26 protein-coding genes and 1 pseudogene are annotated in these 25,489 nt (G+C 46.2%); 7 read left to right on the top strand and 20 right to left on the bottom strand.

Annotated features, from left to right (window positions below):
* Positions 1-24 precede the first annotated feature (24 nt).
* Positions 25-684 carry a TetR/AcrR family transcriptional regulator gene (locus QF049_RS24290; protein ID WP_210109417.1) on the top strand — a complete coding sequence of 220 codons (660 nt, stop codon included), beginning with the start codon at positions 25-27 and terminating at the stop codon, positions 682-684.
* A 133-nt stretch (positions 685-817) separates the two neighbouring features.
* Here QF049_RS24290 and QF049_RS24285 read toward each other — a convergent pair whose 3' ends face one another.
* The 3 genes from QF049_RS24285 to QF049_RS24275 all read right to left on the bottom strand — a co-directional run bounded on the left by QF049_RS24285 (position 818) and on the right by QF049_RS24275 (position 3,339).
* Positions 818-1,879: an LLM class flavin-dependent oxidoreductase gene (locus tag QF049_RS24285; RefSeq protein WP_036612299.1), complete on the bottom strand. Its 1,062-nt coding sequence runs from the start codon at positions 1,877-1,879 to the stop codon at positions 818-820.
* Between the two features lie 139 nt (positions 1,880-2,018).
* A complete protein-coding gene (locus tag QF049_RS24280; protein WP_307541195.1) occupies positions 2,019-2,846 on the bottom strand; it encodes a class I SAM-dependent methyltransferase in 828 nt (275 codons plus the stop codon).
* Between the two features lie 151 nt (positions 2,847-2,997).
* Positions 2,998-3,339 (bottom strand): zinc ribbon domain-containing protein YjdM, encoded by a 342-nt coding sequence (locus QF049_RS24275; RefSeq protein ID WP_307541193.1) that lies wholly within the window; start codon positions 3,337-3,339, stop codon positions 2,998-3,000.
* 230 nt (positions 3,340-3,569) lie between these two features.
* Between QF049_RS24275 and QF049_RS24270 the strand changes: the two genes are divergently transcribed.
* On the top strand, positions 3,570-4,721 hold the full coding sequence (locus QF049_RS24270; RefSeq protein ID WP_307541191.1) for a VanZ family protein: 1,152 nt from the start codon (positions 3,570-3,572) through the stop codon (positions 4,719-4,721).
* Positions 4,722-4,883: 162 nt separating this feature from the next.
* Here QF049_RS24270 and QF049_RS24265 read toward each other — a convergent pair whose 3' ends face one another.
* From QF049_RS24265 to QF049_RS24235, 7 genes are all read right to left on the bottom strand, one after another.
* Entirely contained in the window at positions 4,884-6,341 is a 1,458-nt protein-coding gene (locus QF049_RS24265) for a carboxylesterase/lipase family protein (protein ID WP_307541189.1), read from the bottom strand.
* Between the two features lie 279 nt (positions 6,342-6,620).
* Positions 6,621-7,715: a metallophosphoesterase family protein gene (locus QF049_RS24260; RefSeq protein ID WP_307541187.1), complete on the bottom strand. Its 1,095-nt coding sequence runs from the start codon at positions 7,713-7,715 to the stop codon at positions 6,621-6,623.
* Positions 7,715-8,053 (bottom strand): DMT family transporter, encoded by a 339-nt coding sequence (locus QF049_RS24255; protein ID WP_307541185.1) that lies wholly within the window; start codon positions 8,051-8,053, stop codon positions 7,715-7,717. The genes QF049_RS24260 and QF049_RS24255 overlap by 1 nt, the downstream gene beginning before the upstream one ends.
* The gene (locus QF049_RS24250) at positions 8,050-8,820 is read right to left on the bottom strand and encodes an HAD family hydrolase (RefSeq protein ID WP_307541183.1); all 771 of its coding nucleotides are present in this window, start codon (positions 8,818-8,820) and stop codon (positions 8,050-8,052) included. Before QF049_RS24250 ends, QF049_RS24255 begins: the two co-directional genes overlap by 4 nt.
* Before the next feature lie 94 nt (positions 8,821-8,914).
* Positions 8,915-10,288 (bottom strand): ABC transporter substrate-binding protein, encoded by a 1,374-nt coding sequence (locus tag QF049_RS24245; protein WP_307541181.1) that lies wholly within the window; start codon positions 10,286-10,288, stop codon positions 8,915-8,917.
* A 241-nt stretch (positions 10,289-10,529) separates the two neighbouring features.
* Positions 10,530-11,375: a carbohydrate ABC transporter permease gene (locus tag QF049_RS24240; protein ID WP_307541179.1), complete on the bottom strand. Its 846-nt coding sequence runs from the start codon at positions 11,373-11,375 to the stop codon at positions 10,530-10,532.
* Between the two features lie 59 nt (positions 11,376-11,434).
* Positions 11,435-12,310, bottom strand: a complete 876-nt coding sequence (locus tag QF049_RS24235) for a carbohydrate ABC transporter permease (RefSeq protein ID WP_036671737.1) — start codon at positions 12,308-12,310, stop codon at positions 11,435-11,437.
* A 198-nt stretch (positions 12,311-12,508) separates the two neighbouring features.
* Here QF049_RS24235 and QF049_RS24230 point away from each other — a divergent pair, with 198 nt between their 5' ends.
* Positions 12,509-13,081: a GbsR/MarR family transcriptional regulator gene (locus QF049_RS24230; RefSeq protein WP_307541176.1), complete on the top strand. Its 573-nt coding sequence runs from the start codon at positions 12,509-12,511 to the stop codon at positions 13,079-13,081.
* A gap of 340 nt (positions 13,082-13,421) precedes the next feature.
* Here QF049_RS24230 and QF049_RS24225 read toward each other — a convergent pair whose 3' ends face one another.
* The gene (locus QF049_RS24225) at positions 13,422-13,967 is read right to left on the bottom strand and encodes a hypothetical protein (protein WP_307541175.1); all 546 of its coding nucleotides are present in this window, start codon (positions 13,965-13,967) and stop codon (positions 13,422-13,424) included.
* 96 nt (positions 13,968-14,063) lie between these two features.
* Between QF049_RS24225 and QF049_RS24220 the strand changes: the two genes are divergently transcribed.
* Entirely contained in the window at positions 14,064-14,981 is a 918-nt protein-coding gene (locus QF049_RS24220; RefSeq protein ID WP_307541173.1) for a phosphatidate cytidylyltransferase, read from the top strand.
* Between the two features lie 106 nt (positions 14,982-15,087).
* Here QF049_RS24220 and QF049_RS24215 read toward each other — a convergent pair whose 3' ends face one another.
* Both QF049_RS24215 and QF049_RS24210 read right to left on the bottom strand, forming a co-directional pair.
* Complete coding sequence (locus QF049_RS24215; protein ID WP_307541171.1) at positions 15,088-15,666, bottom strand: hypothetical protein; 579 nt, start codon at positions 15,664-15,666, stop codon at positions 15,088-15,090.
* A 367-nt stretch (positions 15,667-16,033) separates the two neighbouring features.
* Positions 16,034-16,411: a LysM peptidoglycan-binding domain-containing protein gene (locus QF049_RS24210; protein WP_307541169.1), complete on the bottom strand. Its 378-nt coding sequence runs from the start codon at positions 16,409-16,411 to the stop codon at positions 16,034-16,036.
* A gap of 307 nt (positions 16,412-16,718) precedes the next feature.
* Between QF049_RS24210 and QF049_RS24205 the strand changes: the two genes are divergently transcribed.
* From QF049_RS24205 to QF049_RS24190, 3 genes and pseudogenes are all read left to right on the top strand, one after another.
* Positions 16,719-17,771: a bifunctional transcriptional activator/DNA repair enzyme AdaA gene (locus tag QF049_RS24205; protein WP_307541167.1), complete on the top strand. Its 1,053-nt coding sequence runs from the start codon at positions 16,719-16,721 to the stop codon at positions 17,769-17,771.
* A 32-nt stretch (positions 17,772-17,803) separates the two neighbouring features.
* Positions 17,804-18,621: pseudogene (locus QF049_RS31430) on the top strand (isocitrate lyase/PEP mutase family protein).
* A gap of 50 nt (positions 18,622-18,671) precedes the next feature.
* A complete protein-coding gene (locus tag QF049_RS24190) occupies positions 18,672-19,187 on the top strand; it encodes a hypothetical protein (protein WP_307541163.1) in 516 nt (171 codons plus the stop codon).
* A gap of 165 nt (positions 19,188-19,352) precedes the next feature.
* Here the strand turns inward: QF049_RS24190 and QF049_RS24185 are convergent, their stop codons facing one another.
* The 7 genes from QF049_RS24185 to QF049_RS24155 all read right to left on the bottom strand — a co-directional run bounded on the left by QF049_RS24185 (position 19,353) and on the right by QF049_RS24155 (position 25,426).
* Complete coding sequence (locus QF049_RS24185) at positions 19,353-20,051, bottom strand: hypothetical protein (RefSeq protein WP_307541161.1); 699 nt, start codon at positions 20,049-20,051, stop codon at positions 19,353-19,355.
* Positions 20,048-20,923 carry an ATP-binding cassette domain-containing protein gene (locus tag QF049_RS24180; protein WP_307541159.1) on the bottom strand — a complete coding sequence of 292 codons (876 nt, stop codon included), beginning with the start codon at positions 20,921-20,923 and terminating at the stop codon, positions 20,048-20,050. Before QF049_RS24180 ends, QF049_RS24185 begins: the two co-directional genes overlap by 4 nt.
* Positions 20,920-21,300, bottom strand: a complete 381-nt coding sequence (locus QF049_RS24175; RefSeq protein ID WP_036611682.1) for a GntR family transcriptional regulator — start codon at positions 21,298-21,300, stop codon at positions 20,920-20,922. Before QF049_RS24175 ends, QF049_RS24180 begins: the two co-directional genes overlap by 4 nt.
* A 99-nt stretch (positions 21,301-21,399) precedes the next feature.
* Positions 21,400-21,570, bottom strand: coding sequence for an aspartyl-phosphate phosphatase Spo0E family protein (locus tag QF049_RS24170; RefSeq protein WP_074092797.1), 171 nt, complete (start codon positions 21,568-21,570; stop codon positions 21,400-21,402).
* 244 nt (positions 21,571-21,814) lie between these two features.
* Positions 21,815-23,197, bottom strand: a complete 1,383-nt coding sequence (locus QF049_RS24165) for a transcriptional regulator (RefSeq protein WP_307541155.1) — start codon at positions 23,195-23,197, stop codon at positions 21,815-21,817.
* A 273-nt stretch (positions 23,198-23,470) separates the two neighbouring features.
* On the bottom strand, positions 23,471-24,388 hold the full coding sequence (locus QF049_RS24160; protein ID WP_307541153.1) for an aldo/keto reductase: 918 nt from the start codon (positions 24,386-24,388) through the stop codon (positions 23,471-23,473).
* 147 nt (positions 24,389-24,535) lie between these two features.
* On the bottom strand, positions 24,536-25,426 hold the full coding sequence (locus tag QF049_RS24155) for a diacylglycerol/lipid kinase family protein (RefSeq protein ID WP_307543401.1): 891 nt from the start codon (positions 25,424-25,426) through the stop codon (positions 24,536-24,538).
* Between the last annotated feature and the right edge of the window lie 63 nt (positions 25,427-25,489).

Raw genomic sequence — 25,489 nt, 5'->3', positions numbered from 1 at the left:
AATACGGTTACGAGGATGAAATCAATGAAGGATCTTAATTCGGGTTCCACAGAATCTGCACATACGGTAACAACCTTTCAGGAAGCCAGACTCCAGCACTCGGATAATCTGCGGCAAAATATTGTGCATGCTGCTGCCGCTTTACTGCAAGAGCATGGACCAGAAGCCGTCACGGTACGCCGTGTAGCTGAACGCATGGAGTGCTCCACCAAAATCATATATAACCTTTTTGGCAAAAAAGAAGGGTTAGCCAAACATCTATATCTAGAGGGATGCTCCCTTATGGCCCAGCGATTTGAAACTATACCCCGGCAGGCATCGTTCGAACAATATTTCCGTGATCTGGCCTACGTCTACTGGGACTTCGGCATTTCTCAATCCAGCTTCTATCAGCTGATGTTTGGAGGATCTTTTTCCGAGTTCAAACCAGATGGAGAGACCTTACAAGGAACAGCTACTGCACTGAAGCAAGTGTCTGCTTTGGTGGAGATAGCGATTGAACAGGGAATGCTTCAGGTGCAAGATCCCCTGCTTGCGGTACGAATGATCTGGGCCCCCTTACACGGTGTTATTCATCTGTACCTGGGAGGGCATATTGAGAGCGAAGAAGCTGCCAAAACCCTCTATGATCATACGTTGTCGATGGTTATACACTCCCTTGTGAGTACATCTGCGAATGGATAAGCATTAAATCTGTGCTGTTTTAGATACCTTTAGAAGATAAACGAAAAAAGGAGCAGACCCATTGGCGTAATACGCCTAGGTCATGCTCCTTTATTTGGTTGACTCTATCTAGTTCCGTAACGGTTTCAGTCGATTAACGTGCCTCTTCGTTCTCAGCTTCCCAACGTGCAATTTCCTTGCGCACGATTGGAGCAACTTCTTTACCGAGCAATTCGATCGCTCTCATCACCTCGTTATGCGGCATGGTGCCGAGAGGGGTATGCAACATGAAGCGTGTAATCCCGACTTCTTTGCGCAGGTAAATAATTTTCTGAGCTACCGTCTCCACATCACCCACGTACAAAGCACCCTCAAGGCTACGCGCCGCATCAAATGTTGCACGGCTGTAGTGTCCCCATCCACGTTCACGGCCCAGTATGTTCATGACCGCTTGCGCTGGCGGGAAGAATTTCTCCACCGCTTCGTCTGTTGTATCGGCAATGAAGCCGTGAGAGTGAGAAGCAACGGTCAGCTTGGAAGCATCATGTCCTGCATGTGCAGCTGCTTTCTTGTACAGTTCCACCAGTGGTGCGAATTGCACCGGACGGCCACCAATAATGGCAAGCACCAGTGGCAAACCAAGCAGTCCTGCACGAACAACCGATTCCTGATTACCACCACTGCCAATCCATACCGGAAGTTTTTCCTGTACCGGGCGCGGGTAGATGCCCAGATTGTTAAAGGAAGGGCGGTGTTTGCCTTCCCAGGTTACTTTTTCCGAATCACGCAGCTTGAGCAGTAAATCCAGTTTCTCGTCGAATAACTCATCGTAGTCGTTCAGATCATAGCCGAACAGTGGGAACGATTCGATAAATGATCCCCGCCCTGCCATAATCTCTGCACGCCCGTTCGAAATACCGTCCAGTGTAGCAAAATCTTGATATACCCGTACCGGATCATGCGACGACAGCACGGTTACCGCACTCGTCAAGCGAATATTCTTGGTCTGTGAAGCTGCAGCAGCCAGAATGACAGCTGGTGATGAAGCAGCGTAGTCAGCACGATGATGTTCTCCCACGCCGTATACATCCAGACCCACCTGATCTGCCAAAACAATCTCTTCAACAACATCGCGAATGCGCTGCGCATGACTGATAAGTTCTCCTGTTTTTACATCCGGGTTTGTCTCCACAAATGTACTAATTCCGATTTCCATTGTCTGTTCCTCCCTGGTATGAAGCGATCCGTTGTTCATCTAACCTATTGTAAGTAGATCACCTTTTGTTATATCTTAATATTGAACTATTTTGATGAAAAACACAAGTACCCCTTGTTTCCAGGGGGTACTTATATGATTATTTCTTCCTCCCGATGTACAGCAAATGAGACGAGATTCCCAATATGGATGGGTCTTTGGCGGCTTCAATCATATATTGCATGAGTTCATCATACTCGCCACGCTCTTTCCAGTATTGCTGCTGCTCGTCCGTGAGCATCGCTCTAAGGCTGGATGAACCAATCAAATCAACGGTTTCAAATCCATGTTGCTCCATGAAGGGCGTAACGTCCTGAATATTAAAATAGTATGCTCCCGTAAATCGTCCTTGATCCTGATGATCGAATATGCCCTTTTCCACAAAAGAACGGATTGCTGCCATGTTATCATTCGGTTTCCAGTGCTGCGGGGATTGCAGCGAATTGATACTCATGCGCATTCGGCTCTGCATGGCTACAAACACCACGCCCCCTCGCTTGGTCACACGGTACAACTCCCGTACAGCAGCCGTGCGCTCTTCGTTTGTCTGCAGATGATACAAAGGCCCCAGCATGAGGGACGCATCATAAGTCTCGTCAGCCACACCGGAGAGAGAAGTGGCATCGAGAACATGGAACCCATCGAATTGCTGTGCCAAACCAAACTCCTGAGCCTTTTGCCTCGCAGTATCCACGGAGGAAGGTGTCAGATCCGATAAAGTGACCTGATACCCCAGCTTCGCAAGCTCCATGGCATACTTTCCTGGTCCTGCGCCATTATCCAGAATACAACCAGTAGCGGGGAGATGTTCCCTGATGTAATGCATGTTAATGATGAATTCAATCGGTTCCCGTTCCAGTCTCCCCCACTCATCAAACCCGGAATAATATTTAATAATATGATCTTTAATAATATGATCTCTCTTCATCGCTCTGACACCTGCCCTTTCTTATATGTAGACCACCTAACCATGTTCAAAATTAAATTCCAACCAGTATATATCTACTAAATATTTCCTGTCAAACAAAAAAACGTTCAATTCCCATTGAATGCGGAACTGAACGTTTCTCAATCTGATCTTATATCTTTTTCACAAACTCAGACTTCAACTTCATTGCACCCAAGCTGTCGATCTTGCAATCAATATCATGATCCCCATCAATCAGGCGGATATTCTTCACCTTCGTGCCCTGTTTGACCACGAGCGAGCTACCCTTAACCTTCAGATCTTTAATGACGGTAACGGTATCCCCATCACTTAGCACATTTCCGTTGGCATCACGGATTACTTTTGCATCCTCTGCACTCTCATTTTCCCCTTCTGGAGACCATTCATGCGCGCACTCCGGGCAAACCAACAGGTTACCATCCTCGTACGTGTACTCAGAATTACATTTCGGGCAGTTAGGCAAATTAGACATATGTATTAAACTCTCCATTCTACGATTGGCTTTCCCGCAAGTATACGGGATTTCGGCGGCATGTTCCATACGCTTGCTCACTGCATGAATGGATTTAAACCAAATTTAAGGTTCAGGCATCCCTCACTTTAAGGGTAACTACTTATGATGTAACTATTAGATACGCACTACAAATGCATGAATTCTGGTGAAATTCACAATATTTTTTGATATCAAAGGAGTGCCTACTCATGTCCTCATATGTTTTCCCTGTGCAAACGGCTTTTTTTATCTTTGTTGTTGCGGCCATGTTTTTGCTGGTGCCGTGGTTAATCTATGGGTATCGTAAAGACGGCTTCTTCAGCTGGTCGCGGTTTGGCATCAGCTTTTCGTTTATCTTTTATATTCTGGCCGCCTATTGCCTCGTCATTCTCCCTTTTCCGACTACGCGAGATACCTGTGCGCAGCAAGCCGCTGACACGATCTACTACAATCTGGTTCCATTCACTTTTGTCAAAGACATCATGAAGGAAACACCTGTTGTATGGTCTCAGCCTTCCAGCTATCTCAGCATGATTCAGGGCAGAGCCTTTCTGCAAGTTCTATTTAACGTCCTGCTTCTCATGCCGCTGGGTGTATATATCCGTTATTTTTTTCAAAAGAGATCATTCTGGAAGTACGCCCTGCTTGGTGGATTAGGGCTTTCCCTATTCTTCGAAATCACTCAAATCACCGGATTCTACGGGTATTACAATTGTCCTTACCGCCTGTTCGATGTAGATGATCTGTTATTGAATACTTCGGGAGCAGTCATTGGATTCTTCACAGCGCCCATCCTGCTTGCTTTATTCCCATCACGTGCAAGCATTCAGGCGAAGAGTGAACAGATCGTGGAGCAAAACCGAGTGTATGCTATGCCTCAATTGCTCGCGTTAATTATTGATGGAATCATTGTTGTCTTCCTTTCGAATCTAATCTCCATCTTTACAGCGTCTGATGTGATCAGTGATGCGCTAAGTACATCCATTGCTATGGTCATTGTGCTGTTCTTCATCCCTTGGGTGCGAAATGGGGTAACTCCAGGCTCGGCCATCTTGCGATTCCGCTATGTGAATCGTCAGACCGGCACACCTACCAGTGAATCGTTATTCAAAAGATTTGTCGCACTTTACACGCCTTGGTTCGTGATTACAATCATCCGCTGGGTCAATGATTATGCCTTCACCAGTAATGAGGATGTTATGCTCCGGCCTTATCAAATATTGCTTTCCCTAGGAACAGTCGGTGTCTATATGTTGGTCTATGCCGTGCTCTTTATTCATATTTTGATCGTGCTTTTCTCCCGTGGAAAACGTTCCTTCTACTTCGATGAGGTGTCCCGCACACGTGCCTCTCGTAAATAATATTGGAGGATAACAAGGTATAATGTACCTCTAATTAGTGCTTACGTTCTGCTTACTATTCTGCCCGATCAAAAGAGGACGTTCATTCTGAGAATGAACGTCCTCTTTTGATCGGGCTCATAGCAGTTTTTCAGAGTATTCATACACAATAACCCACCTGGATTATAACCCTAACAGCTCTCGCTTGGCTGCATCCGGATCATGTACGATCTCAATCTCATGGTTGAAAATTAGTGTCGCACGATCCTGCTCATATTCAGGCCAGTTCACACCTGCAACTTCAGGTTTGCCGTTCTTGGCAAAGGAAATCCAGGCATCCTGTACCTTGAGAGCAAGTGCCGCCGCAGCTTCGTCGGGCTCCGCATTCATGAATTTGAGGACATGTAGTGTATTAAACACAAAGAACATTTCGATACTGTGAATCGCTCTTTTTAACAAGGGATGTTCCGGCATCACCCAATCAAATCGATACATCCACACCGGGGCATATTTCTGTTGTGCAGCAGCATATTGCAGCGCTGACCGCCAGAAGAACATATCGGTCATGACTTGGGCTTGTCCATCCGCCGTTTTTGGATAACTATCCGCGATGGCTACCCGGTTCTCCAGATCTGGCGTCATAAAGTCTACGCCCTGAACCATATCGATCTCTTTTGAATAAGGCACATGTGGCTGGATGAACAATGCACCCTCGTGCAATGTCGTACCAATCAGCACCGGAATATCCTGCGCTGAGCCTTCGCTCACCGCCTGAAGTGGCACCTGTGGTAATGTATGCCCATCCAATACAGGTTGGAACAATAATGCCATCCCTGCCCCGCTCTGCTGTTTGACCGTTTCACCCGCTGCAATAATCTGCTCTACAGGAATTGTATTTAACTTCTGCAGGTTGTCCCGGTCCACCCCAAGAATCTTTAACATCCCTTCCCGCAACGCTGAAGCTTGCTCTGCCGGCATGAACTGGGATGCACCACTCTCCATAATGGCACGTTGGAACAGTCCCTTGGCCGCTGGCATCGCCATCAGTGCTGCAATACTCATGCTGCCTGCTGATTCGCCGAACACCGTAACTTGATCCGGGTTACCACCAAAAGCAGAGATATTATCCTTCACCCACTGTAATGCCGCAACCTGATCCAGCAGACCCGCATTGGATACATATGAATCACCTAATGGAGCCATATGAAGGAATCCCAAAGCTCCTAATCGGTAGTTGATCGTCACAACGATGACGTCCCCCCGAGCCGCTAACTGTGTACCATCATACATCGGCTGGTTACCTGAACCTGATACAAAGGAGCCGCCGTGAATCCATACCATGACCGGCATTGGTGTTGTCCCTTTTTCCTTAGGTGCCCAGATGTTCAGATATAAACTATCTTCTGACTCATTCGGAATTTCTGTCTGGCCTTCTGGTTGATGATTTCGAGGTTGTATATTCTCAGGTCCAAATTGAGTGGCCTGTCTGATTCCATCCCATGACTCGGGCTGTACCGGAGCCTTGAAACGCAGCTCACCTACCGGGGGTTTCGCATAGGGAATGCCTTTCCATACGCTTGCATCGTGCAAAAGTTCGCCTTGAACGGTACCATATGTCGTTTGAACCTGAAGTTCTCTCATGCCGCTTCTACTTCCTCTCCGTAAATAGGTTGAATTAACGAGTAAGTGCATATCATGTGTACTTATTTGAGTATAGTTTGTTGTCATACCTATTTACAACTTTACCCAACTCTAGCCTCCCCTGCTACGTTTCACGTGGAACTTTATCGGTGGATGATCTGATACATACCTTTAAGATGGACACCAAAAAGGCCACCCATTGAGTAATATCATCAAGTCTAACTTATCTTAATGACATTGACCCTTAGCATGACCCTTTCCCGTTAACTATCCAAATAACTACCCTTTTACAGGATAACGCACCGTAAACTCAACACCCTCAATCCATTCACCCCTGACAAAGTCCCGTCCCTTCACAACAACTCGATCCTTATAAACCTCCACATGAAGTCCTTCACTGCCCTCCAGATGCTCATCCTGATCTGTCCAGAGATAACCTACAGACGACGCATTGAACATCGTTGGCATCTGGCCTGCACCATCGTACATCGTATGCTGCGCCTCCAGTTGCCAATGAGTGTGACCCGAGAAGAGGATCGCTTGCGGATATTTGGCCAGAACGGCCTTCAGTTCTGCATCCTGATTCACACCATACCAGCCTTGTTCCTTCATCGATCCTGCCACCGTATCCATAAGCGGCTGGTGCAAGAAAATGAAGATGGGATGTTCTGGCGTTGCACGCTCAGACAATTTGGCATCCAGCCACTCCAATTGTTCAGCCGACATATCACAATCCTTCGGATGAGGTTGCTCGGTGCCCAGGAAAATATAATGATACCCATCAATCCAGTGATCGTGGTATGCGCCCTTCATACCTGTTGTCCCTTCAAAATCACTTAATCGACGCTGCCATAACCCTGCGACTGTAATGGGGTCCACTCCTGAAGAGATCCGTCCCCCATCCTGACCCTCCTGCTCCGAAGGTGCAGCAGACAACGTATAGGTTCCGCCGGATAGTTTCTCAATTAGTGCAGCTGATTCAGCAGCGGTTTGTTTAGTGACCAGCTCCATATCTGCTTCCTGCTCCAACAACTCGGCTACTTCATCCTCTTTCATCTCAAGCAAAACGATCGGCGGATCTTGCCATACCACAGCTCCAATATCATGATTACCTACCGTGTACCGAATGTCTGGCAAGTTCTCCGCATGTTGCTTCCATATGCGTTGCAACTCACGATATTCACTCGGCAACCCCCGATCCGTCACATCGCCCACATGCATAATTCCGCTGCTTCCCTGACTGAACGTAGCTATATCGGCTAATGCTTGGTCCAGATGCCGGTTATGAATATGGTCTGCCTCATCTCGCACATGTGTGTCCGTAATGACCTGGAAGCTGGCAATAGGTTGCTCCGGTGTATGTTCATTTCCCATCAAGAATCACTCCATTTCAGTCCAATAATGCCAATCAGAATAAAACCGATCCAGACCATTGACGTGAGCCGCAGACGTTCACCAAAAAAGTAATGCCCCACAACGCCAATGAGCGTAATGCCCACGCCAGACCAGATCGCATAGGCTACAGCCAGCGGCATATACTTCACTGCAAAGTTGAGAAACGTAAAGCTTGCGCCATAACAGACAAACATCAATACCGAAGACCATAACCGTGAGAACCCATCCGATACTTTTAGCAAAATGGTAGCACTAAGCTCCAGCCCGATGGCCAGTGCCAACAGTACCCAGCCCAAGTAGGCGTGACTGTTCGTCATCGATTTAGCCCACCATTCAACAATTCATGGAAGGATTGAATCGTTCTGTCCGCCAAGCGGATTCGTCCAGGTTCCCCAATGCCAATCCTGTGCCCTGCACCAGCGGCTCGTGCCATCTCCATATCTCCGTCCGTATCTCCAATGACCACCGTATGCTGTACCGATACACCCAACCGTTCACAAGCAAGCAGAAGCATATCGGGAAAAGGTTTCCCCCGCTCCACCAGATCGGTACCAATCACCACGTCAAAAAAGGAATCCAGCCCCATCCACTGCAAGTGCTTGACTGCACTAGGTGTATCATCTGCCGTCACGACACCCATAACCACGCCTTCGCGACGGCACTGTTCAAGGAATTCACGAACGCATGGTAACGGATGTGCTGGACGATGCTGCTCCATCTCTTCCTCCGCTCGCGCCAAACACTCTCGAACCATAATCTTGGCTTCAGCCCAACTGAGACCTGCACGATATCCATGCCATGTTAACACGGCGTACACTTCATCCATAGTTCCCATTGCAAGCGGCCCTCGCACGTCATACCCATTCATTCGGCCTTGGTCATCATGGAATGTACCCCAGATCTGTGGAAGTTCCTCTGTATTGATACGCAGTCCCCGGGTAGCTAGCTGGTCTCTGAAGCCCCCCAAAACACAATCGGTCCAGAACCCCCACATGCCCGTAAAATCAAGTAATGTCCCGTCCTTGTCGAACAAAACGGCTTCAATCTGATTTGGTAATCCATCCACATACGTTTCATCTTGCATTGGTCAAACTCCTTGTCTGCGATCTTTATGAACGGAAAGGACGGTACAGCATGTACCGCCCCTTTCGCTTAATTCACGTGCCTGTATACGTTTCTTATTTCGTTACACGATCCAGTTCCTTCTGCGCCTTCTCTTTCGCTTCCTTCAGCGCTTGTTCCGCTGGCATATTATTGATCTGCACCTGATCAGCTGCATCTTTCAATGCATCATTGATCTTGCCACCCGTTGGATCCTGGAATGGAGCCGAAGCGTGAGCTGCCTGTTGCAGTGGTACGGTGATCTGTGGATTTTCCTCACTGAATTTCATGAACTCTGGATCTTGTTGAGCCGATTGACGAACTGCAATATATCCGGTGTTCATGGACCATGAAGCTGTATTTGAAGTCTCAGAGAAATACGTAAGCCATTTGTATGCTGCCTGTTGTTGTTCAGGCGTTGCAGCTGACGGAATACCTGCCGAAATGGCACTTGCTACCGGTTTTCCTTCACCAATACCTTCCCAGCCTGGTTGTTGCATTGCAGCGACTACGCTAAAGTCCAAGTCACCTTGGTCACCACTAGATCCGGTATAACCTGCTGCTTTATTTTTCATCACATCATCAATCGTTTTGTACCAATACTCCCAGCCCTGACCTCCATAATGAATGCCCATAATCTTGTCTTCGTTAATCCATTTACGGAACAGTTCCCATGTCTCGATCCATTCCGGGGAATCAATCATGACGGTTTTGCCATCTTCGCTAAGAATCTGTCCGCCCTTACCCAGCACGGCATCAATCATATTGTCACTACCCCACATCGGTTCCCAACCGTAGAAGGTGGTCTTTCCATTTTCTTGTTTGCTCATCTTCGCTGCCGCCTCAGCCAGCTTCTCCCAAGTCGTCAGACTCGCTGGGTCGATTCCGTTCTCCTTGAACGTATCCATGCGGTAATACATGATCTGAGTTGTACCGTACATTGGCAAAAAGTATTGCTTTCCATCCACCTGTCCCTGGTTCAGGAATGTCTGAATGAAATCGTCTTTCTTAAAATTTGGATCAGCAGCAATCATCTCATCCATGGGTGCATAATATCCTTTGCGTGCCCAGTCTATATTGGAGCTAAGTACCGCGGCGGGAACATTCTTGGAAGCAATCGCTGCTTGCAGCTTCTGTTCCGTCTCCGTGTAATCTGCCTGTACAATTCCTTTTACAACGACTTCGTTCTGCGAGGCGTTGAATGCATCAATCGTCTTTTTCATGTTATCGCCCAGATTACCACCCAGACCATACCAGAACTCGATCTCAACCGGATCTTTGGCCTGAACTTCGGTTCCACTGGCAGCCGCCGTCGTGCCTGATTCTGCGGGTGCTTGTGTTCCACAAGCGGTCAGTAGCGCAAAGCTGGTCGCGAGTACCAGCGACATGCCACCCTTCCAGTTCAACCTCAATCTCTTTTTCCATGTCATGCTTGCTTGACTCCAGTTCATTGTCGTTCCTCCCGTTTTAGGTGAAATGGTAGTTTGCATAAATTGAACTAAAGAATATTTACACTAGCCACTCCAATGACAGAACAACCCTCCGATCGCTGTTATCCCCAGATTTTCTTGATTCCTTTTTATAAAGGTAAAATCCGGGGATAAAGGCGAGCGCTTCGCTTCTTCAGATTATTTCTGTCCTCTCCGTTTTGTGTAAATGTTTATTTCAATTTATATAGCAAGGTAGTTAATATCAGTTCTTGTTCACACCTGCCGTAATATTCACGCTTTGCATGATGGTCTTCTGGGTGAACAGGAAGAGAATAAATAGGGGTGCGATGGTAAAGGCACTTGCAGCCATAATCTGTGGCCAAGCCAGTCCATATGCCCCGCCTTCTACAAAGAAACTGCGCAGACCCGCCGATACCAGCTGCAAGTCAGGGTCTTTGGTGATGAGCATAGGCCAGAAATAGTTGTTGTACTGTTCAATAAACGTAATCAGAACCATCACGGCAAAACTTGAGCGAACAAGCGGCGTGATAATTGTCCAGAGAATCCGGAAGTGGGATGCACCGTCCAGCTGTCCGGCTTCCACCAATTCATGAGATACCTGCATGAACGCCTGCCGGATCAGGAAGATCGAGAACACGCTGACACAGTTGGATACAATCAAGCCTGTGTAGGAATCCAGCAGGTTAAGCTCGCTAAGTACCAGGTAACTAGGCAGATACACGGCCGTACTCGGTATCATATAACCCACTAGAATCAGGGATGTCAGTACACCTTTGAGACGGAATTTCATATGTGTCAGGGCGTACGCCATCATACTGGAGTTGACGATCTGAAATAGACAGATGGCTAAGGCCACCCCGGTACTGTTCAGAATGTAACGGGCAAAGGGTGCCGCATTCCAGGCATCCACATAGTTGCTCCACAGGAACGTCTCCGGCCAGAAGGTCGGCGGGAACTGCCAGATCTCATCATTGGTTTTGAACCCGCTAATGACCATCCAATAGAAGGGAAAAGCTGTACCCAGCGCGATAGCGGCTAACAGGAGGTAGCGGATCACTTTACTTATTTTAAAATTCGGTTGTGACACGTTCTGCAACTCCTTGCGCTTCATCCGTTTAGACTTTTTGTTAGGCAATGTCATTGTCATTAGTAGTGCACCAGACGTCTGCCAAGCAGGAAGGATACGCCCGACAGCAACACGCAGATCAGAATGATCACAACGGCGATAGACGAAGCTTCACCTACATTAAAGGATTCGAATGCAGACTGGTAATACATGTACAGCAACGTTCTCGTTGATCCCGCCGGTCCACCCTGCGTCATGACATTGATCTGGTCATAGGCTTGCAAGGACTGGATGGTAAGAATAATCGATAGAAAAAACGTCGTTGGTGAGATCAGCGGCAGTGTGATACTTCTGAACTTGTCCCAACCGTTGGCTCCATCGATTGAAGCTGCTTCGAGCAGATCGGACGGTAGATTTCGTAGCGCAACGAGATAAAATACCATTGCCCATCCAATCGACTTCCAGAGGGTGACGATCAGAACGGCAACCAGTGCCCAGTCCGCGTCACGCAACCATCCGATCGGAGATACGCCTACCCAGCCGAGCATGAGATTGGCAAGTCCCACTTCTGGCTCGAAGATCCACGACCATGCAATGGACACCGCCACTGTCGGGGTGACCCAAGGGGAGAAGAGTAATGTCCGGAAGATGCCGGATGATTTGATCTTGCTATTCATAAGCATGGCAAGCGCCAATCCGCCCACAATGGTTGGGATTACACTTCCCAGTCCGAATAACAAAGTGACTTTCAGTGATCGATAGAATTCAGAGTTTGTCAGCAGATAACTGTAATTGTCCAACCCGACGAACAGCTTGTCCGGGCTCATGAAGTCCCAGTCGGTGAAACTGAGATAAACGATATATCCCAGAGGTCCCAGCCAGAAGATCAGCAACGGGATTAGAGCTGGCAGCGTGAATAGGACCGCCTCAGACTCCCTCCATAGTTTTAAACGCAAATCTCCCACTCCTTACTGTCCAATTTTTCTTTAATGATTGGGAATTTTTGAGTATAATCAGCTTTATATTTATTCTGTACAAAATTGATTGTACACTCGTATTGAAAATTCTAATTCCGGCTTATGTTAAAATTGGAGCAAGTCATGTAAAATATGAGGCAGCTAGTGGGAACGCTATCATAAACCAGAGGTGACATTGTGGGAAAAGAAACCGCCGGGAACCCGAATCTTTCTTCGTTACCTGATCGGCATGCGCTGAGGGAGAGAGTCATTGAGGCCATCGCCAATACGATGGATCTGTATGGGGTGAATCATACGTTTGGCAAATTATACGGCATCATGTATTTTGAAGATAGACCGATGACACTTGAAGAGATGAAGACCTCGATGAATATGAGCAAAAGCAACATGAGCTATGCGGTTCGGTCACTTACGGAGTCACAGATGATCTATAAACTGGAGGAAAAGAAGGAGCGCCAGGATCAGTATCTGGCTGAGACCGACTTTTATCGTACGTTCCAGAATTTCTTCGGGGCCAAGCTCCAACGGGAAGTAGATGTCATGTTAGAAGGCATTCGTGAGGTCATTCCTGACCTGTCGGCAATGATCCTTTCGGAACATACCTCTTCCAAAGACCGAGATGATGCACTGCGTGACCTGCACAAACTCCAACATGCGGAGCAGTATTACGTTTGGCTACAAGGATTCGTGGATCAGTTGCGGGATGGTAAGTTTTACGAGAATGCTGCACACACGCCCGATAAAGAGTAGTACAACTGCGTAAACAGAATAACTAATGGGTGACCCAAGCGCTAACGAACCTAGACGATCTGACGTACCATTGTTGAGTCACACTAAACCGCAAAAAGGAGCTGTTCCTAGCCAATGTATGGCTTTTGGAACAGCTCTTTTTTTTATTCTATCTATTGTATTGTCATATCCCATCCGTTATTAGGGGTTCTCTTTTCCATATGCTACTGCATTAATGGTCTCTGCTCTTCCTTGGTTTACCTTGATCAGACTACCTGGCGCCTAAGCTTCAACCATCAAAACCCTTTTTGTGTTGTGCCGCAACTTCAATATCTGCATCACACAACGAGAAGCTCCAGGTTCATTCATTTCCCAGCGTATAATCCCTTAATTTCCCTTCATAGATCAGTTGCAATCGTTCACTCTGGCGAAAATCATCCGGTGTCACCAGCGCCGGCAGCTTATTCCACAGTTTGATTCCCGAACGCTGTAGAATCTCGGCTACAAATTGGGAACAGAAGTAGGAGTTGCTGAACTCCACCGGTTCCTTGAGCGTAATGCCGATCACGCCGAGCAGATTGTACATATATTTCTGGCGGCTGCGGATGAAGATGTGCAGCACACGTTTCATCTTTTCCACTTCACGATCCGTCACCTGAAGCTTGTATATGACACATGTGGTATTGGGATACTTGCTGTATGTACCTGTCTGTATATCTTCCTTCACAAACCCGCCATTCAGCGGATTGCTCGGATGCTTGCGGCCGAAGCTGTACAGCTCGGTTAACTCCCGGTCAAATGAGATCGATGCGTGATTATATGGCGCTCGGGTGTAACTCTGAATAACCTTGGTAAACAGCGTTCCTGTATTTGTAAGCAGGATATAGATGGAGCGTTCATCTGTCATAACAAAATTTCCCCTTATCAAGTTGGCACTATTTCTTCATAATAACATAGGTACCCTATAATGGAATCTTACTTTGAATAAGCAGGTGATCGGTACGTGAGCAGTTCACTCTTTACACTAACGTTAATCTTCACAGCTTTACTTGTGATACATATCGTCTACAAAGTTATTGCAAAGCTTCAGCCAAGCAAAGACTATTCAGGCATCGGCCAAAAAATCAAAACCTGGTGGGGTATGTTTGTGATCTTCTGCCTCGCCACCCTTTTTAACCCCATCGTGTCCCTGATCTCCCTCATGGTGCTTGCATTCTTCTCACTCAAAGAATACTTCTCCATGATTCGCAGTACACGCAAAGCCGACCGCAGGTTGTTCCTATGGGCGTATCTGGCGATTCCGGTTCAGTTCTACTGGATCTACATTGGATGGTATGGCATGTTTATCGTGTTTATTCCCCTATATGTGTTCCTAGTGCTGCCCCTGCCACGCCTGATCAACAAAGGTACAGTCGGCTTCCTGCGCAGTGTCAGCTCCACACAATGGGGACTAATGCTGATGGTGTTTGGACTGAGCCACCTGGCCTATTTTCCATTTGCCACACCGGAGTACGGGTCCAAGCTGGTGTTGTTCTTGGTCGTGTTAACACAGCTTAATGATGTGGTGCACTATCTGGTCTCTCTCTATCTGGGCAAACGAAAAGTGGTGCCTACCGCCAATCCTTTTGTCACCTGGGAAGGGTTCGCGTGTGCATTTATTGTAACGACAGCAGCGTCTTATTTTATCCATCCCTACCTGACGCCATTTGATTGGAAATTCTCGCTGTTCATCGGAGTGTTGATCAGTCTGGCCGGATTCTTCGGTAGTCTGACGGTGTCTGTACTGAAGCGCGATCTGTTAATTGGAGATGACAACAAGTTCGATTCGCTCAAAAAAAGCTACCTGAGCCGGGTCGACAGCCTGACTTACACCTCTCCGGTTATGTTCCACGTGGTCCGTTATTTCTTTGACTTTATGTAGCAACAGATAGATCGGCGATCTTGTAATGTATGTCAAAAAAAGCAGCCCAAGTGGCTGCTTTTCCTGTTCAACAGGCTATAGATGGTGCCTTCATGTTGTGCCTGCGCTACTTCAACGTAATTTCCTTTTCGGACATGATTTCGTTCCCCTCATCATTCGTGAAGACAAATGTCGCTTTCCCCCGCTCGCCCTTCATCTCATCCGAATAGATAAAGCCGGAGAATTGTCCATTGCCGCTAAAGTAAAACCCCTCTTCACCATTTCCACCATGTTCGATGGCTTCCTGTAGTGAATTCACAATCGTCACCGTGTTAGACGTCCATCGCATCTCCGTTAGTGTATAGCCCTTCGGAACCTGTTTAATTCCAAAATCAAAGCTGTTACCCTCGCTCGGTTTCTCCGACTGGTCAATGACGATATCAATCTGCTCAGACGGTTCAGTGGATTCCGATTGAGCTGTAGGCTTGCCCTCTTCACCACTGGCACTGCCTTTGTCATTGTTATTCTTCGCATCCGCATTCGGAACAGAGTTTTCTCCAGCTTCCTCTACGGGTTGCTTCGACTGCGGATAGGCATGTTCCTGAACGGATTCATTATTATTCTTGGCGCCACAGGCACTGACGAATAGCAAAATACAGAGCACAGACATGCAAATTGCAGATTTCTTTATATTTATTTTCATCATCTACTTCTCCCTTCATCCATCTACAGCACATATATCTATATCAGTTGAACTTATCATTTACACGATAACGGAGAGGACAGAAAAAACCTGAAAAAGCGAAGCGTTCGCCTTTATCCCCGGATTTTCCCTTTAAGAAAGGGGAATCAAAAAATCTGGGGATAACAGCGATTGGAAGGTTATTCTGTCATCGTAGTGTCAGTGTAAATATTCTTTAGTTCAACTTATATAGCACACCACTTACTAATCACTACACCATATCGTCCCACATGAAGCTCCATTATATGTAAATGATTAATAAATTCAGTATGTAACTGTACCTCGATGAGGAAAAAAAGAACTCTGTTCATGACGTCATGCACCGTTTATTTTATCGATCAAACCCTGGAAAAACTAACACTTCTCCAATCCGGATGGCGTTCTGCTCAAGTTTGTTCACTTTCTTAAGGGCTTCTACATACACACGAGTGTCCATCTGCTGAGGTTTATGTGCCAATGAAATGCCCCACAGTGTATCTCCCTGAGATACAACGATCTGGTCCCCCGATAATAATTGCTCATCCCCTGCAAATGCAGTGAATACAGCACTACACCCTATGATTATAATTAGAGTTATGATGACGATCTTCACTAGCCAGGTTGGCGTCTTCACACGCTGCATGAATTGATCTTTAACATACATGGTGCGAGACTCGGACGTTTTGGTATAAACGGATTCATAAATACTTTTGTACGTAGAATATCTCATTCCAGTCGACCTCCAGACTTTCAGTCCGCTAATCTTTAATTTCATGTTTACCTATGTATTATTTTCCTATAACAATGAATGATCAATAATTCACTTTTTCACTATATAGGTATCTTTGCCTAATTCGCCCTACCCTGATAGGTCTATACTACCAGTTCACTCTAAACAAATTCTGAACAACCAAATTTCAATGTTATATCCGATTTAATCTATCCAATATTCATGCCTGATTTTCGGCGATGCTTGCTGCAACGTTTTTCTATAATAGGTATAGATAAAGATTCTAATGAAGTAAGGACGTGCCCCCATGATTTCTGCTGATCTGAAGGAACAATATTACAAGGCGCTTGTGGCCAAGGATTCGGAATACGAGGGTTTATTCTATGTTGGGGTCCGAACCACAGGTGTGTTCTGTCGTCCCACATGCCCTGCGCGAAAACCAAAATTCGAAAACTGCGAATTCTATGAGACGGCTCAGCAGGCACTTCTGGCCTCTTATCGCCCTTGCCAGCGCTGTCGCCCGCTCTCTCACCCCAACCAAGTATCCGATGTCGTTCGCATATTAGTGGAAGCTGTGGAGAAACATCCGGAGAAACGCTGGAAAGGACAGGATTTCAAAGCCCTCTCCATCGACGAATCCACTGCTCGCCGTCAGTTCAAGAAGCGGTTCGGCATGACCTTTGTCGAATATGCTCGTGCTCGCCGCATGGGACTTGCCCTGAAAAATATTCGCTCCGGCCGCACCGTTATTGATAGCCAATTAACTACTGGATATGAATCAAGCAGCGGCTTCCGCGATGCCTTTTCACGGATCATGGGTGCCGCCCCTACACAAGTCGATGAAGGACATATCCTGAAAGCGTCCTGGATTGACACCCGCCTCGGCCCAATGATGGCCATTGCAGATGAAGAGGCGCTATATTTACTGGAATTTGTGGACCGCAGAGGTCTGGAACGCGAAGTTGAGCGTCTGCGCAAACGAACCAAATCAGCGATTGTACCCGGCACTACAGCTCCCATCCAGTCCATTGAGCGTGAACTAAACGAGTACTTTCAAGGTATTCGGACAGCATTCGACACACCGTTGTTCTGTTTAGGAACACCATTTCAAAAGCGTGTGTGGGAACAGCTAAGGGCCATTCCGGCTGGTGAAACGAGGTCATATCAGGATATCGCAAATGCACTGGGAAAACCGACTGCTTGCCGAGCCGTGGCACAAGCAAATGGGGCCAACCAGCTTGCGATTGTGATCCCATGTCACCGTGTAATCAATGCCAGTGGTGAGCTGGGCGGATACGGCGGAGGATTAACTCGCAAAAACTGGCTTCTGACTCACGAGAAACAGGAACAGAGTAGCTGAATAACGGAATCAAGTAATGAAGTACGTATCAAATGTCCAAAGGAATACATGATATAACAAAGGAGAGCCAACATAATATGAGTACCTTAGAGGAGAAAGCGACGTTATTCCAACAATACCATGTGAAAGGAAAACCACTTGTTCTCGTTAATGTGTGGGATGCCGGAAGCGCACAAGCCATCCAATCCACTGGAGCAACGGCCATTGCGACCGGAAGCTGGTCCGTTGCTGCGGCCCACGGTGAACAAGATGGTGAAGCCATGCCATTCCATCTGGTGCTTGCCAATCTTGCACGGATTACAGCAAGCGTGGATCTGCCTGTAACGATCGATATAGAGGGAGGGTATGGGAGGTCTATGTCAGAAGTGAAAAAAATATCCTGCAAGTCATCGACCATGGTGCTGTGGGAATCAACATGGAAGATCAACTTCCCGCTGGCTTGGGATTGTACACTGTGGAGGAGCAATGTCCGAGATTGTCCGCCGCCCGGGAAGCTGCGGAGCAAGCAGGCATACCGTTGTTCATTAACGCCCGCACAGATATTTTTCTGCAACATGCACCTGAACACCATAACCAATCTCTCCTAGAGGAAGCACTTATACGTTCGAGCCATTATGCAGATGCAGGAGCCAGTGGTCTGTTTGTACCCGGTTTGCATGATCACCAACTGATTCAGGAATTGTGTGAGCGTTCATCGCTGCCAATTAACGTTATGGTTACGTCTCCTGAGCCTTCACCAAAACAGCTTGCCACACTGGGTGTAGCACGCGTAAGCTATGGACCTTATCCTTATCTGCAAGCTATGGAACACCTGAAAGAACTGGGGAGAAGTATTTTATCGGGAAATTAACTGGAGGGCATGTTATAATCACCTCTATTGAACATTTACAGGAGGCAATTATGCTTAACGTGGAACAAAAGCTTGAAGTGCTACAATCGTATCCCCAACTACAACGCAAAGATGTTTCTCTCGGTCGTGTTAATTTCCACTACGAGGATAGTGCGTATGATAAAAAGATTGTTGCTCTCCATATTCACCCTAACGGTAACGGTTATATCTATGCAGGTCTACTGCCTGACTATGAGACCGATGCTAAAGGATTCGTTAATATTCGTGATTACTCCGAAACAGATCTGCGCACCTTGTTAGATGAAACGATCCAAGCAATGTCTCACAATCCCAACGCAGTTGAATTTAAAGAACCAGAACAAGTAAAAGCTGCTCCTGTATTGTCTACAACCTCTACGGGTGGCGGAACGTGGATTGATGAAGATGGACATACGCTGACTTTAAAATACGAAGATGACATGTGGTATGTGTATTCCGGTGTTAATCTGGATATGGCTTTTGAAACGCGTAGCGAAGCCGGCGAGTACCTCAAAGACGAAGGATTCAAACCACAAGCTCAGGCTTAAGGGATACACCTTCAGTTTAGATTGCACAAAGATTGCCGAATAGGTATATTCCGTGATTTAGGATGATACCAAAAACACGAGGCGTGGTTCGCACTCGTGTTTTTTGGTTTACAGAAAATTTCGCATAGATTTATTGCCCCGGTTCCTTTATATAACCGTTTCCTGTCAGTCTTTTTTGGATTTCATGGTTAGCGGCGCATTCTTCATCATCGGGTACGTAGATAGAAGTAGCGCACCACCAATGCATCCCAGAACGGTGAACAATGTCATGCGATTGATCCTAGCAATCCACAACATAAACTCACCAAGATCGCCCAATGTAATGATTAGCGTAAAGACCAAGCCAACCCCAAAGAACATAATGAAGAAGTTACGCATCCCCAAGCGCATCCAACAAACCGTTGGGAAGACAGAGATTCCCAGTACGAGAAAGCCGCACATCAGATCGATCCACAGATAGGATAAGAAATGATATTCGCTTGAATACAACATGCCCGGTTGATAAAGGGTTACGCCAACAATTCCTTTTTCCTGAAGCAGGTGTATGAGAAAATACGCCACATGCAGAATGACCATGGTGCCTGCAACCATCCATACCGAGTTCATATAGAAAGATTTCATGAATTGAATTCGTGTACTCCCCATACCGATCGCAACCGGAAACAGTGTGATGATTCCCCCGATTGCAAACGTACATATCCCTCCGTACATTGGGCCAAACAGTTGCGTAGTATACGAGACATCAAATATGAAGCCAATGGCCAGATATACAACGGCGAGCATTAGAGCGATGGATGAAAATATGCTCAGAAACAAACGCATATCATCGCGAATCAGTCGGTTCGTACCTTTTACTGCGTTCATGGTTTAACCCCCTCTTGATTACGGGTCCTGTTAACCAAATAATCTTGTAATGTCGCTTTCTCAATGGAAAGCCCCTGTGAATGAGCGATATCCTTCCATATTTTCGAGTAGGGCTCATCAATCATCACTTTCACAGTCGATCCCATCTGGGAAGACTCTATAACTTTAACACCTGCTGTGACTCGGTTGATATCGTCAATTACCCCTGTTAGAAGAACTCCTTTTTCGCGCATCTCTTCCATCGGTTGATTTAACAACACCTCTCCAGCTTGCAAAACGATAAGGGACTCACACAAAGGCTGAATCTCCTCAATATGATGGCTGGATATCAGAATCAGACGTGGGTTATCTTCATAACTTTCCAGTAGCGCATTGTAGAAGAACTTACGCTTCTCAGCATCGAGCCCATTGGTGGGTTCATCCAGAATGGTTATCTTTGCATTACTGGCAAGACCTAATATAATCTGGGTGGCAGTCTTCATGCCTTTCGAAAATTTAATGATTTTCTTCTTCTCCGGTAGTTCGAACACATTGATTAAACGTTCCGCCAAATCCTGATTCCACTGCGGATGAAAATATTGCCCCATTTGGACCATGTCACTAACCGTCCAGTTTTTCCCCAGGGGATGATTCTCCTGGATGTAGCACAGATGCTCTTGGGCAGCCAGGTTATTATAGGGGTCTTGACCCATGATCTGAACGGTTCCACTGTCCGGGCGGTTATGCCCTGCCAGTAAACTCATCATGGTTGTTTTGCCCGCTCCATTCCTTCCCCAGATTGCACTAATGATTGGCTCACTCTCATGTAGCGTAACCTGGTTCAGAACGGGCGTCTTCTGGTAGCTGTAGTTGACCTGCTCCATATGAATCATAACTCACTCTCCTTATCCTTCTTGCCGCGAATCAGATCAATAATCATGTCTTCATTCATGTGAATCCGTCTGGCTTCTTCAAGTAAAGGCTTGATGTATTCTTCATAAAAATCTTGCTTCCGTTCAACGAGCAATGCTTCTCTTGCTCCCTTTGCAACAAACATTCCAACACCTCGCTGTTTGTATATAATCCCCTTGTCCACGAGTTCCTGCAGTCCTTTGCGGGCTGTAGCCGGATTGATATTGTAGAAGCGCGACAGTTCATTGGTTGAGGGAACCTGTTCTTCCACCTTCAATCTGCCTTCCACAATATCGTCCATAATCATCGTAGCAATCTGATGAAAAATAGGCTGAGATTCATCCAAAGTCGATTTCATGTGCCTCCAACTTTCATACGTATTCATTAGCGAGTTAGTCGGTTAGTTACTCATGTAACTAACTATAGTATACAAAGACGCAAATGTAAATAGGCGAACTTAATTCATCGCCTTTCCTACCTTGACTCTATTGTATTGATTAATAAGCCCGTCCAGGACTACGGATTGCTGGATCACTTCCGGATGAAGCAGACTACCGTATTCCATATGCATGCGATATAACAACTGTCTGGCATCTTCGATCCGTGATATCAAATCCAGGCGATCCATAGTATCCCTCCTTTTTGTCATATTTTAGTGTATTATGCCAATCATAAGCGCATGTGAGATACGACATACTTATTCTTCCACTTTGATACACAAAAAAAGAACGCTTCTGAAATGAATTCAGAAGCGTCCATTGGTTCAGGCTTATGTCCCTAAACCGTGATCATTCGTTCGGTAAATTGAAGGGTCTGGATTCTCCACAGTCGGGACAGGTCCAGTAACAGGAGCTACAATGCTCACCACTATACTACATGTAACTATCAGCAAAGCCAGCTTTCTCTTCATTGAGTTTCTGCACCTCACCAATCAAGATTTTGTACTGCTGTATAGCTGTGTCAGACGCATATTCCCTGTATTGCTCAAACAGTCCGACACTTCTAAGCATACCTCGTCCATCGCTAATTTCAATAGAAAACCTCAAGCTGTTCAGTACAAAATCTAATCCCTCCGCAAACCTGTCTTTTTTAAGACAATACGTGCCTAATCCAGCTAAAAGACGAACGTAGCGATCATCGGTTACCTGCTTGCTTACTTTCCCAATCCGATTTCTCTGTTCATGATAAGTGAAGTATGGCTCATATTGATTGAGTACATGATCTATGTTCATATCATAACGGTTAGCAGCCGTTACAATATCACAAAGTGCTGGAAATATCTCATTTTCCTTCGTTGAGATATACGCGAGGTAGTCAGGTAATACTTCAAACTGCCCAGCCATTAATTGATATATATAACGATTACCCTCAGCCCATTCCTGAAACTGATGAATAACCACTTTTTCTTCAGGTTCAGGCTCTTTCACCCAACTGTAATCGGAGTATAATGCAACATACTTCAATGCCATTTCATAGTTGTTCAAGTGGAAGTGGGCACTTCCACAGGCTAAATACGCATACATAATATAAAAAACGATAGGTCGTTTGGTCTCTTCTTGTTTTCTTCGGCCATTCATCTCATAATGGATGGCTGCTTTCACCTTCAGCTTTTCAGATAGTTCCTGAACTTTGCTCCATCTGTGAAGTGATGCAAATGCATTAATTAGTTCGTTAAGCGCATCCAATTGATAGCGCTCATCCAGCCGATCCACATAGTATTCGAACCGAGCTGCAATAATCAGATTCCGGTGCTGATCATTGGTCAGTCCCAACCGGAACAGTCGGTACTGACAGAGTGCAAGCCGCTCGGAATGTTGCATTTTCTCGCTTTCAGCAATGTTTTCATATAGAAGAATGGCCGGTTTGAATTTACCCGCTTGGTAGAATTCTTCAGCCACATCAAATAACAAAGGAATATAGGATAGATTATCCATCATCAGACGAATAACCTCTTCAATACAGTCCAACTTGTCCAACTCGGCACAGCGATGAAGGAAAGGTCCCAGTCTTCGCCAGTCCGGGGTCGCGTGTACAAAACACTCGTCTATGTATAACTCATAGAAGTAACCTTCTTCCAGTCTCATGGCGGAAGTAATCCGATCCAACTGCTGCATGGCAATAGGCCGATTTTTATTCAAAATGTTGCTGAGCGTACCCGAATTAATCCCTGACGTTTCCGAAAAATGACTAATGGACATCTGTTCACGCCTCAGATAACTCTCCAAGTGATCGCGTATCGTGGTTGTCGACTCCAAACGAACACCACCCTCCAAAATAAAAAACATAAACGGGATTATCGGTATGCAAATGTAATTATATGTAATTAGAAAGTATCGGTCAATATAATAATTTCAACTAATTTGTATTAATTACATTTTAATCCTTTAATTGAAACACAGATCTCTATCTTTATTTTATATCGAAAACGCTCCTCACATCAAACCTGAAAATAGACAAAAAACACGAGCCATCCACGGGCTCGTGTTCTCAACTGACTCATTAGTCAGTATGCTCACTATAACTTGGATTTAAGGCAGTATATTACCTGCCGCACGATAAATTTCATACCACTCTGGACGAGTGAGATGAACATCTCCTGCTTTCACACAGTCTTGCAGACGTTCAATATTCATTGTGCCTGTCACAGGCTGCATATGCGCAGGGTGACGAAGCAACCAAGCGATTGCAATCGTTGTATTGCTCACGTTATACTTCGCAGCAATCTCATCAATCTTTGCATTCAATTCCGGGAACTTGTCGCTGCCCAGGAATACACCTTCGAAGAATCCGTACTGGAACGGAGACCATGGTTGAATGGTGATATCATGCAAACGACAATAATCAAGGATACTGCCGTCACGGTTAACCGCAGCGTCGTTCTCCATGTTCACGTTGATTCCACTGTCAATCATCGTGGTATTGGTAATACTCATCTGCAACTGGTTGGCTACCAGTGGCTGTTTCACGTATTTTTTCAACAATTCGATCTGGTTCGGATTCTGGTTGGACACCCCGAAGTGACGCACTTTGCCTTCGCGCTCCAGTTGATCAAAGGCTTCAGCCACTTCCTCTGGCTCAACCAATGCATCAGGACGGTGCAGAAGTAGAACGTCAAGATATTCCGTCTTCAAACGTTGCAGGATGCCATCGACTGAATTCAGGATGTGCTCTTTGGAGAAATCAAACATGCCTTTGCGAATACCGCATTTGGATTGAAGAATCATATTTTCACGAACTTGGGGATTCATCTGTACCGCTTCGGCGAAGATCTCCTCACATGTTCCTGTACCATAAATGTCGGCATGGTCAAAGAAATTTGCGCCAACCTCCATTGCAGAACGGACAAAATGTTCGGCTTCCTTACCGTCTAGTGAATTAATCCGCATGCAGCCCACCGCGACTACAGGTACTTCTAGTGCACTGCTGCCCAATTTAATCGTTCTCAAGATGTTTTCCCTCCATATTCGAATATTATCGTGTATCTTACCTTTGATTGTGACATATATCTGCAATCGGTTTCAATAGCTTTATCCTACATTCATATGGAGAAATGATAGGTTCTTCATTCCAGCCTATAGATCCAAAAGAATAAATTATACTTCTTCCGGTATGATAACCTCAATGTGCCTTGGCAGGACACCGATATGAATCGGTAGGGCAGGACCTTCTTCCCCATCTACATTGGTGCGAATGACTTCGTCTGAGCAAACATGAACTTCTCTGGCTGTAAAATAGTCAACGTCCTTATGGTCTTTCAGACTACCAAAGAAAAGGGAAGTGCCAAGCGTCAGACTGTTGAACACACTAATATTACGAACAACAAAACAATGTATCAGACCATCGTCCACCTCTGCATCCGGGGACAACTTCTCGAATCCTCCGACCGAGTTGGTCAGCGCCGCCAGAAAAAGTGGCGATTCCCCCTCCCAGAACTGTCCGTCATATTCGATGGTTAGATGATTGGCTGGTGTATTCACCAGTTCTTTCAAGCCTTCTTTGAGATATGCGAATGATCCCAACTTCGACTTCTCTTCCGAGGATACGGAGAACAAAGCTTCTGCCAAAGAACCCGCAGCCACAACGTTGGCAAACAGGCGATCATTGATTTTCCCCAAATCCACGATATGGGTCTGATTCGAACGTAACTGCCTAATGGCTTCTTCCGGGTCAAGCGAGATATTCAGCGCACGTGCAAAATCATTCACCGTACCTAGCGGTATAACGCCTAATCGGGGACGATGATCCTGATCCATCATGCCGTTAATCGTCTCATGCAGTGTACCGTCGCCTCCGATGGAGATGACCAGATCACAGCCGTCTTTGCAGGCGCTCAGACAGTAGTTGGTGGCATCACCTTCCCCAGCCGTCTCATTAATAACCACCTCATACTGCTGTGACTCCAGAATTTCTCTGACTTGGGACACATACTGCTCGGCCTCTTCCTTACCTGACGATGGATTACTAATGATCATGGCTTGGCGCATACTCACATCTTCCCCTCCAAAATGGCATCTTTACTTCATCTTTACCCGTTTCAAGGGTGGGTT

The organism is Paenibacillus sp. W4I10 (assembly GCF_030816325.1).
GTDB lineage: Bacteria > Bacillota > Bacilli > Paenibacillales > Paenibacillaceae > Paenibacillus > Paenibacillus amylolyticus_B.
The sequence above is the reverse complement of the archived record's forward strand: the minus strand, read 5'-3'. Positions and strand labels throughout refer to the sequence as shown.

Bases quoted from the DNA above. Each gene is read 5' to 3' on its own strand.
- QF049_RS24290 (WP_210109417.1), top strand. From the start codon at position 25: ATGAAGGATCTTAATTCGGGTTCCACAGAATCTGCACATACGGTAACA.
- QF049_RS24285 (WP_036612299.1), bottom strand. From the start codon at position 1,879: ATGGAAATCGGAATTAGTACATTTGTGGAGACAAACCCGGATGTAAAA.
- QF049_RS24280 (WP_307541195.1), bottom strand. From the start codon at position 2,846: ATGAAGAGAGATCATATTATTAAAGATCATATTATTAAATATTATTCC.
- QF049_RS24275 (WP_307541193.1), bottom strand. From the start codon at position 3,339: ATGTCTAATTTGCCTAACTGCCCGAAATGTAATTCTGAGTACACGTAC.
- QF049_RS24270 (WP_307541191.1), top strand. From the start codon at position 3,570: ATGTCCTCATATGTTTTCCCTGTGCAAACGGCTTTTTTTATCTTTGTT.
- QF049_RS24265 (WP_307541189.1), bottom strand. From the start codon at position 6,341: ATGAGAGAACTTCAGGTTCAAACGACATATGGTACCGTTCAAGGCGAA.
- QF049_RS24260 (WP_307541187.1), bottom strand. From the start codon at position 7,715: ATGGGAAATGAACATACACCGGAGCAACCTATTGCCAGCTTCCAGGTC.
- QF049_RS24255 (WP_307541185.1), bottom strand. From the start codon at position 8,053: ATGACGAACAGTCACGCCTACTTGGGCTGGGTACTGTTGGCACTGGCC.
- QF049_RS24250 (WP_307541183.1), bottom strand. From the start codon at position 8,820: ATGCAAGATGAAACGTATGTGGATGGATTACCAAATCAGATTGAAGCC.
- QF049_RS24245 (WP_307541181.1), bottom strand. From the start codon at position 10,288: ATGAACTGGAGTCAAGCAAGCATGACATGGAAAAAGAGATTGAGGTTG.
- QF049_RS24225 (WP_307541175.1), bottom strand. From the start codon at position 13,967: ATGACAGATGAACGCTCCATCTATATCCTGCTTACAAATACAGGAACG.
- QF049_RS24215 (WP_307541171.1), bottom strand. From the start codon at position 15,666: ATGATGAAAATAAATATAAAGAAATCTGCAATTTGCATGTCTGTGCTC.
- QF049_RS24210 (WP_307541169.1), bottom strand. From the start codon at position 16,411: ATGAGATATTCTACGTACAAAAGTATTTATGAATCCGTTTATACCAAA.
- QF049_RS24205 (WP_307541167.1), top strand. From the start codon at position 16,719: ATGATTTCTGCTGATCTGAAGGAACAATATTACAAGGCGCTTGTGGCC.
- QF049_RS24190 (WP_307541163.1), top strand. From the start codon at position 18,672: ATGCTTAACGTGGAACAAAAGCTTGAAGTGCTACAATCGTATCCCCAA.
- QF049_RS24185 (WP_307541161.1), bottom strand. From the start codon at position 20,051: ATGAACGCAGTAAAAGGTACGAACCGACTGATTCGCGATGATATGCGT.
- QF049_RS24180 (WP_307541159.1), bottom strand. From the start codon at position 20,923: ATGATTCATATGGAGCAGGTCAACTACAGCTACCAGAAGACGCCCGTT.
- QF049_RS24175 (WP_036611682.1), bottom strand. From the start codon at position 21,300: ATGAAATCGACTTTGGATGAATCTCAGCCTATTTTTCATCAGATTGCT.
- QF049_RS24170 (WP_074092797.1), bottom strand. From the start codon at position 21,570: ATGGATCGCCTGGATTTGATATCACGGATCGAAGATGCCAGACAGTTG.
- QF049_RS24155 (WP_307543401.1), bottom strand. From the start codon at position 25,426: ATGCGCCAAGCCATGATCATTAGTAATCCATCGTCAGGTAAGGAAGAG.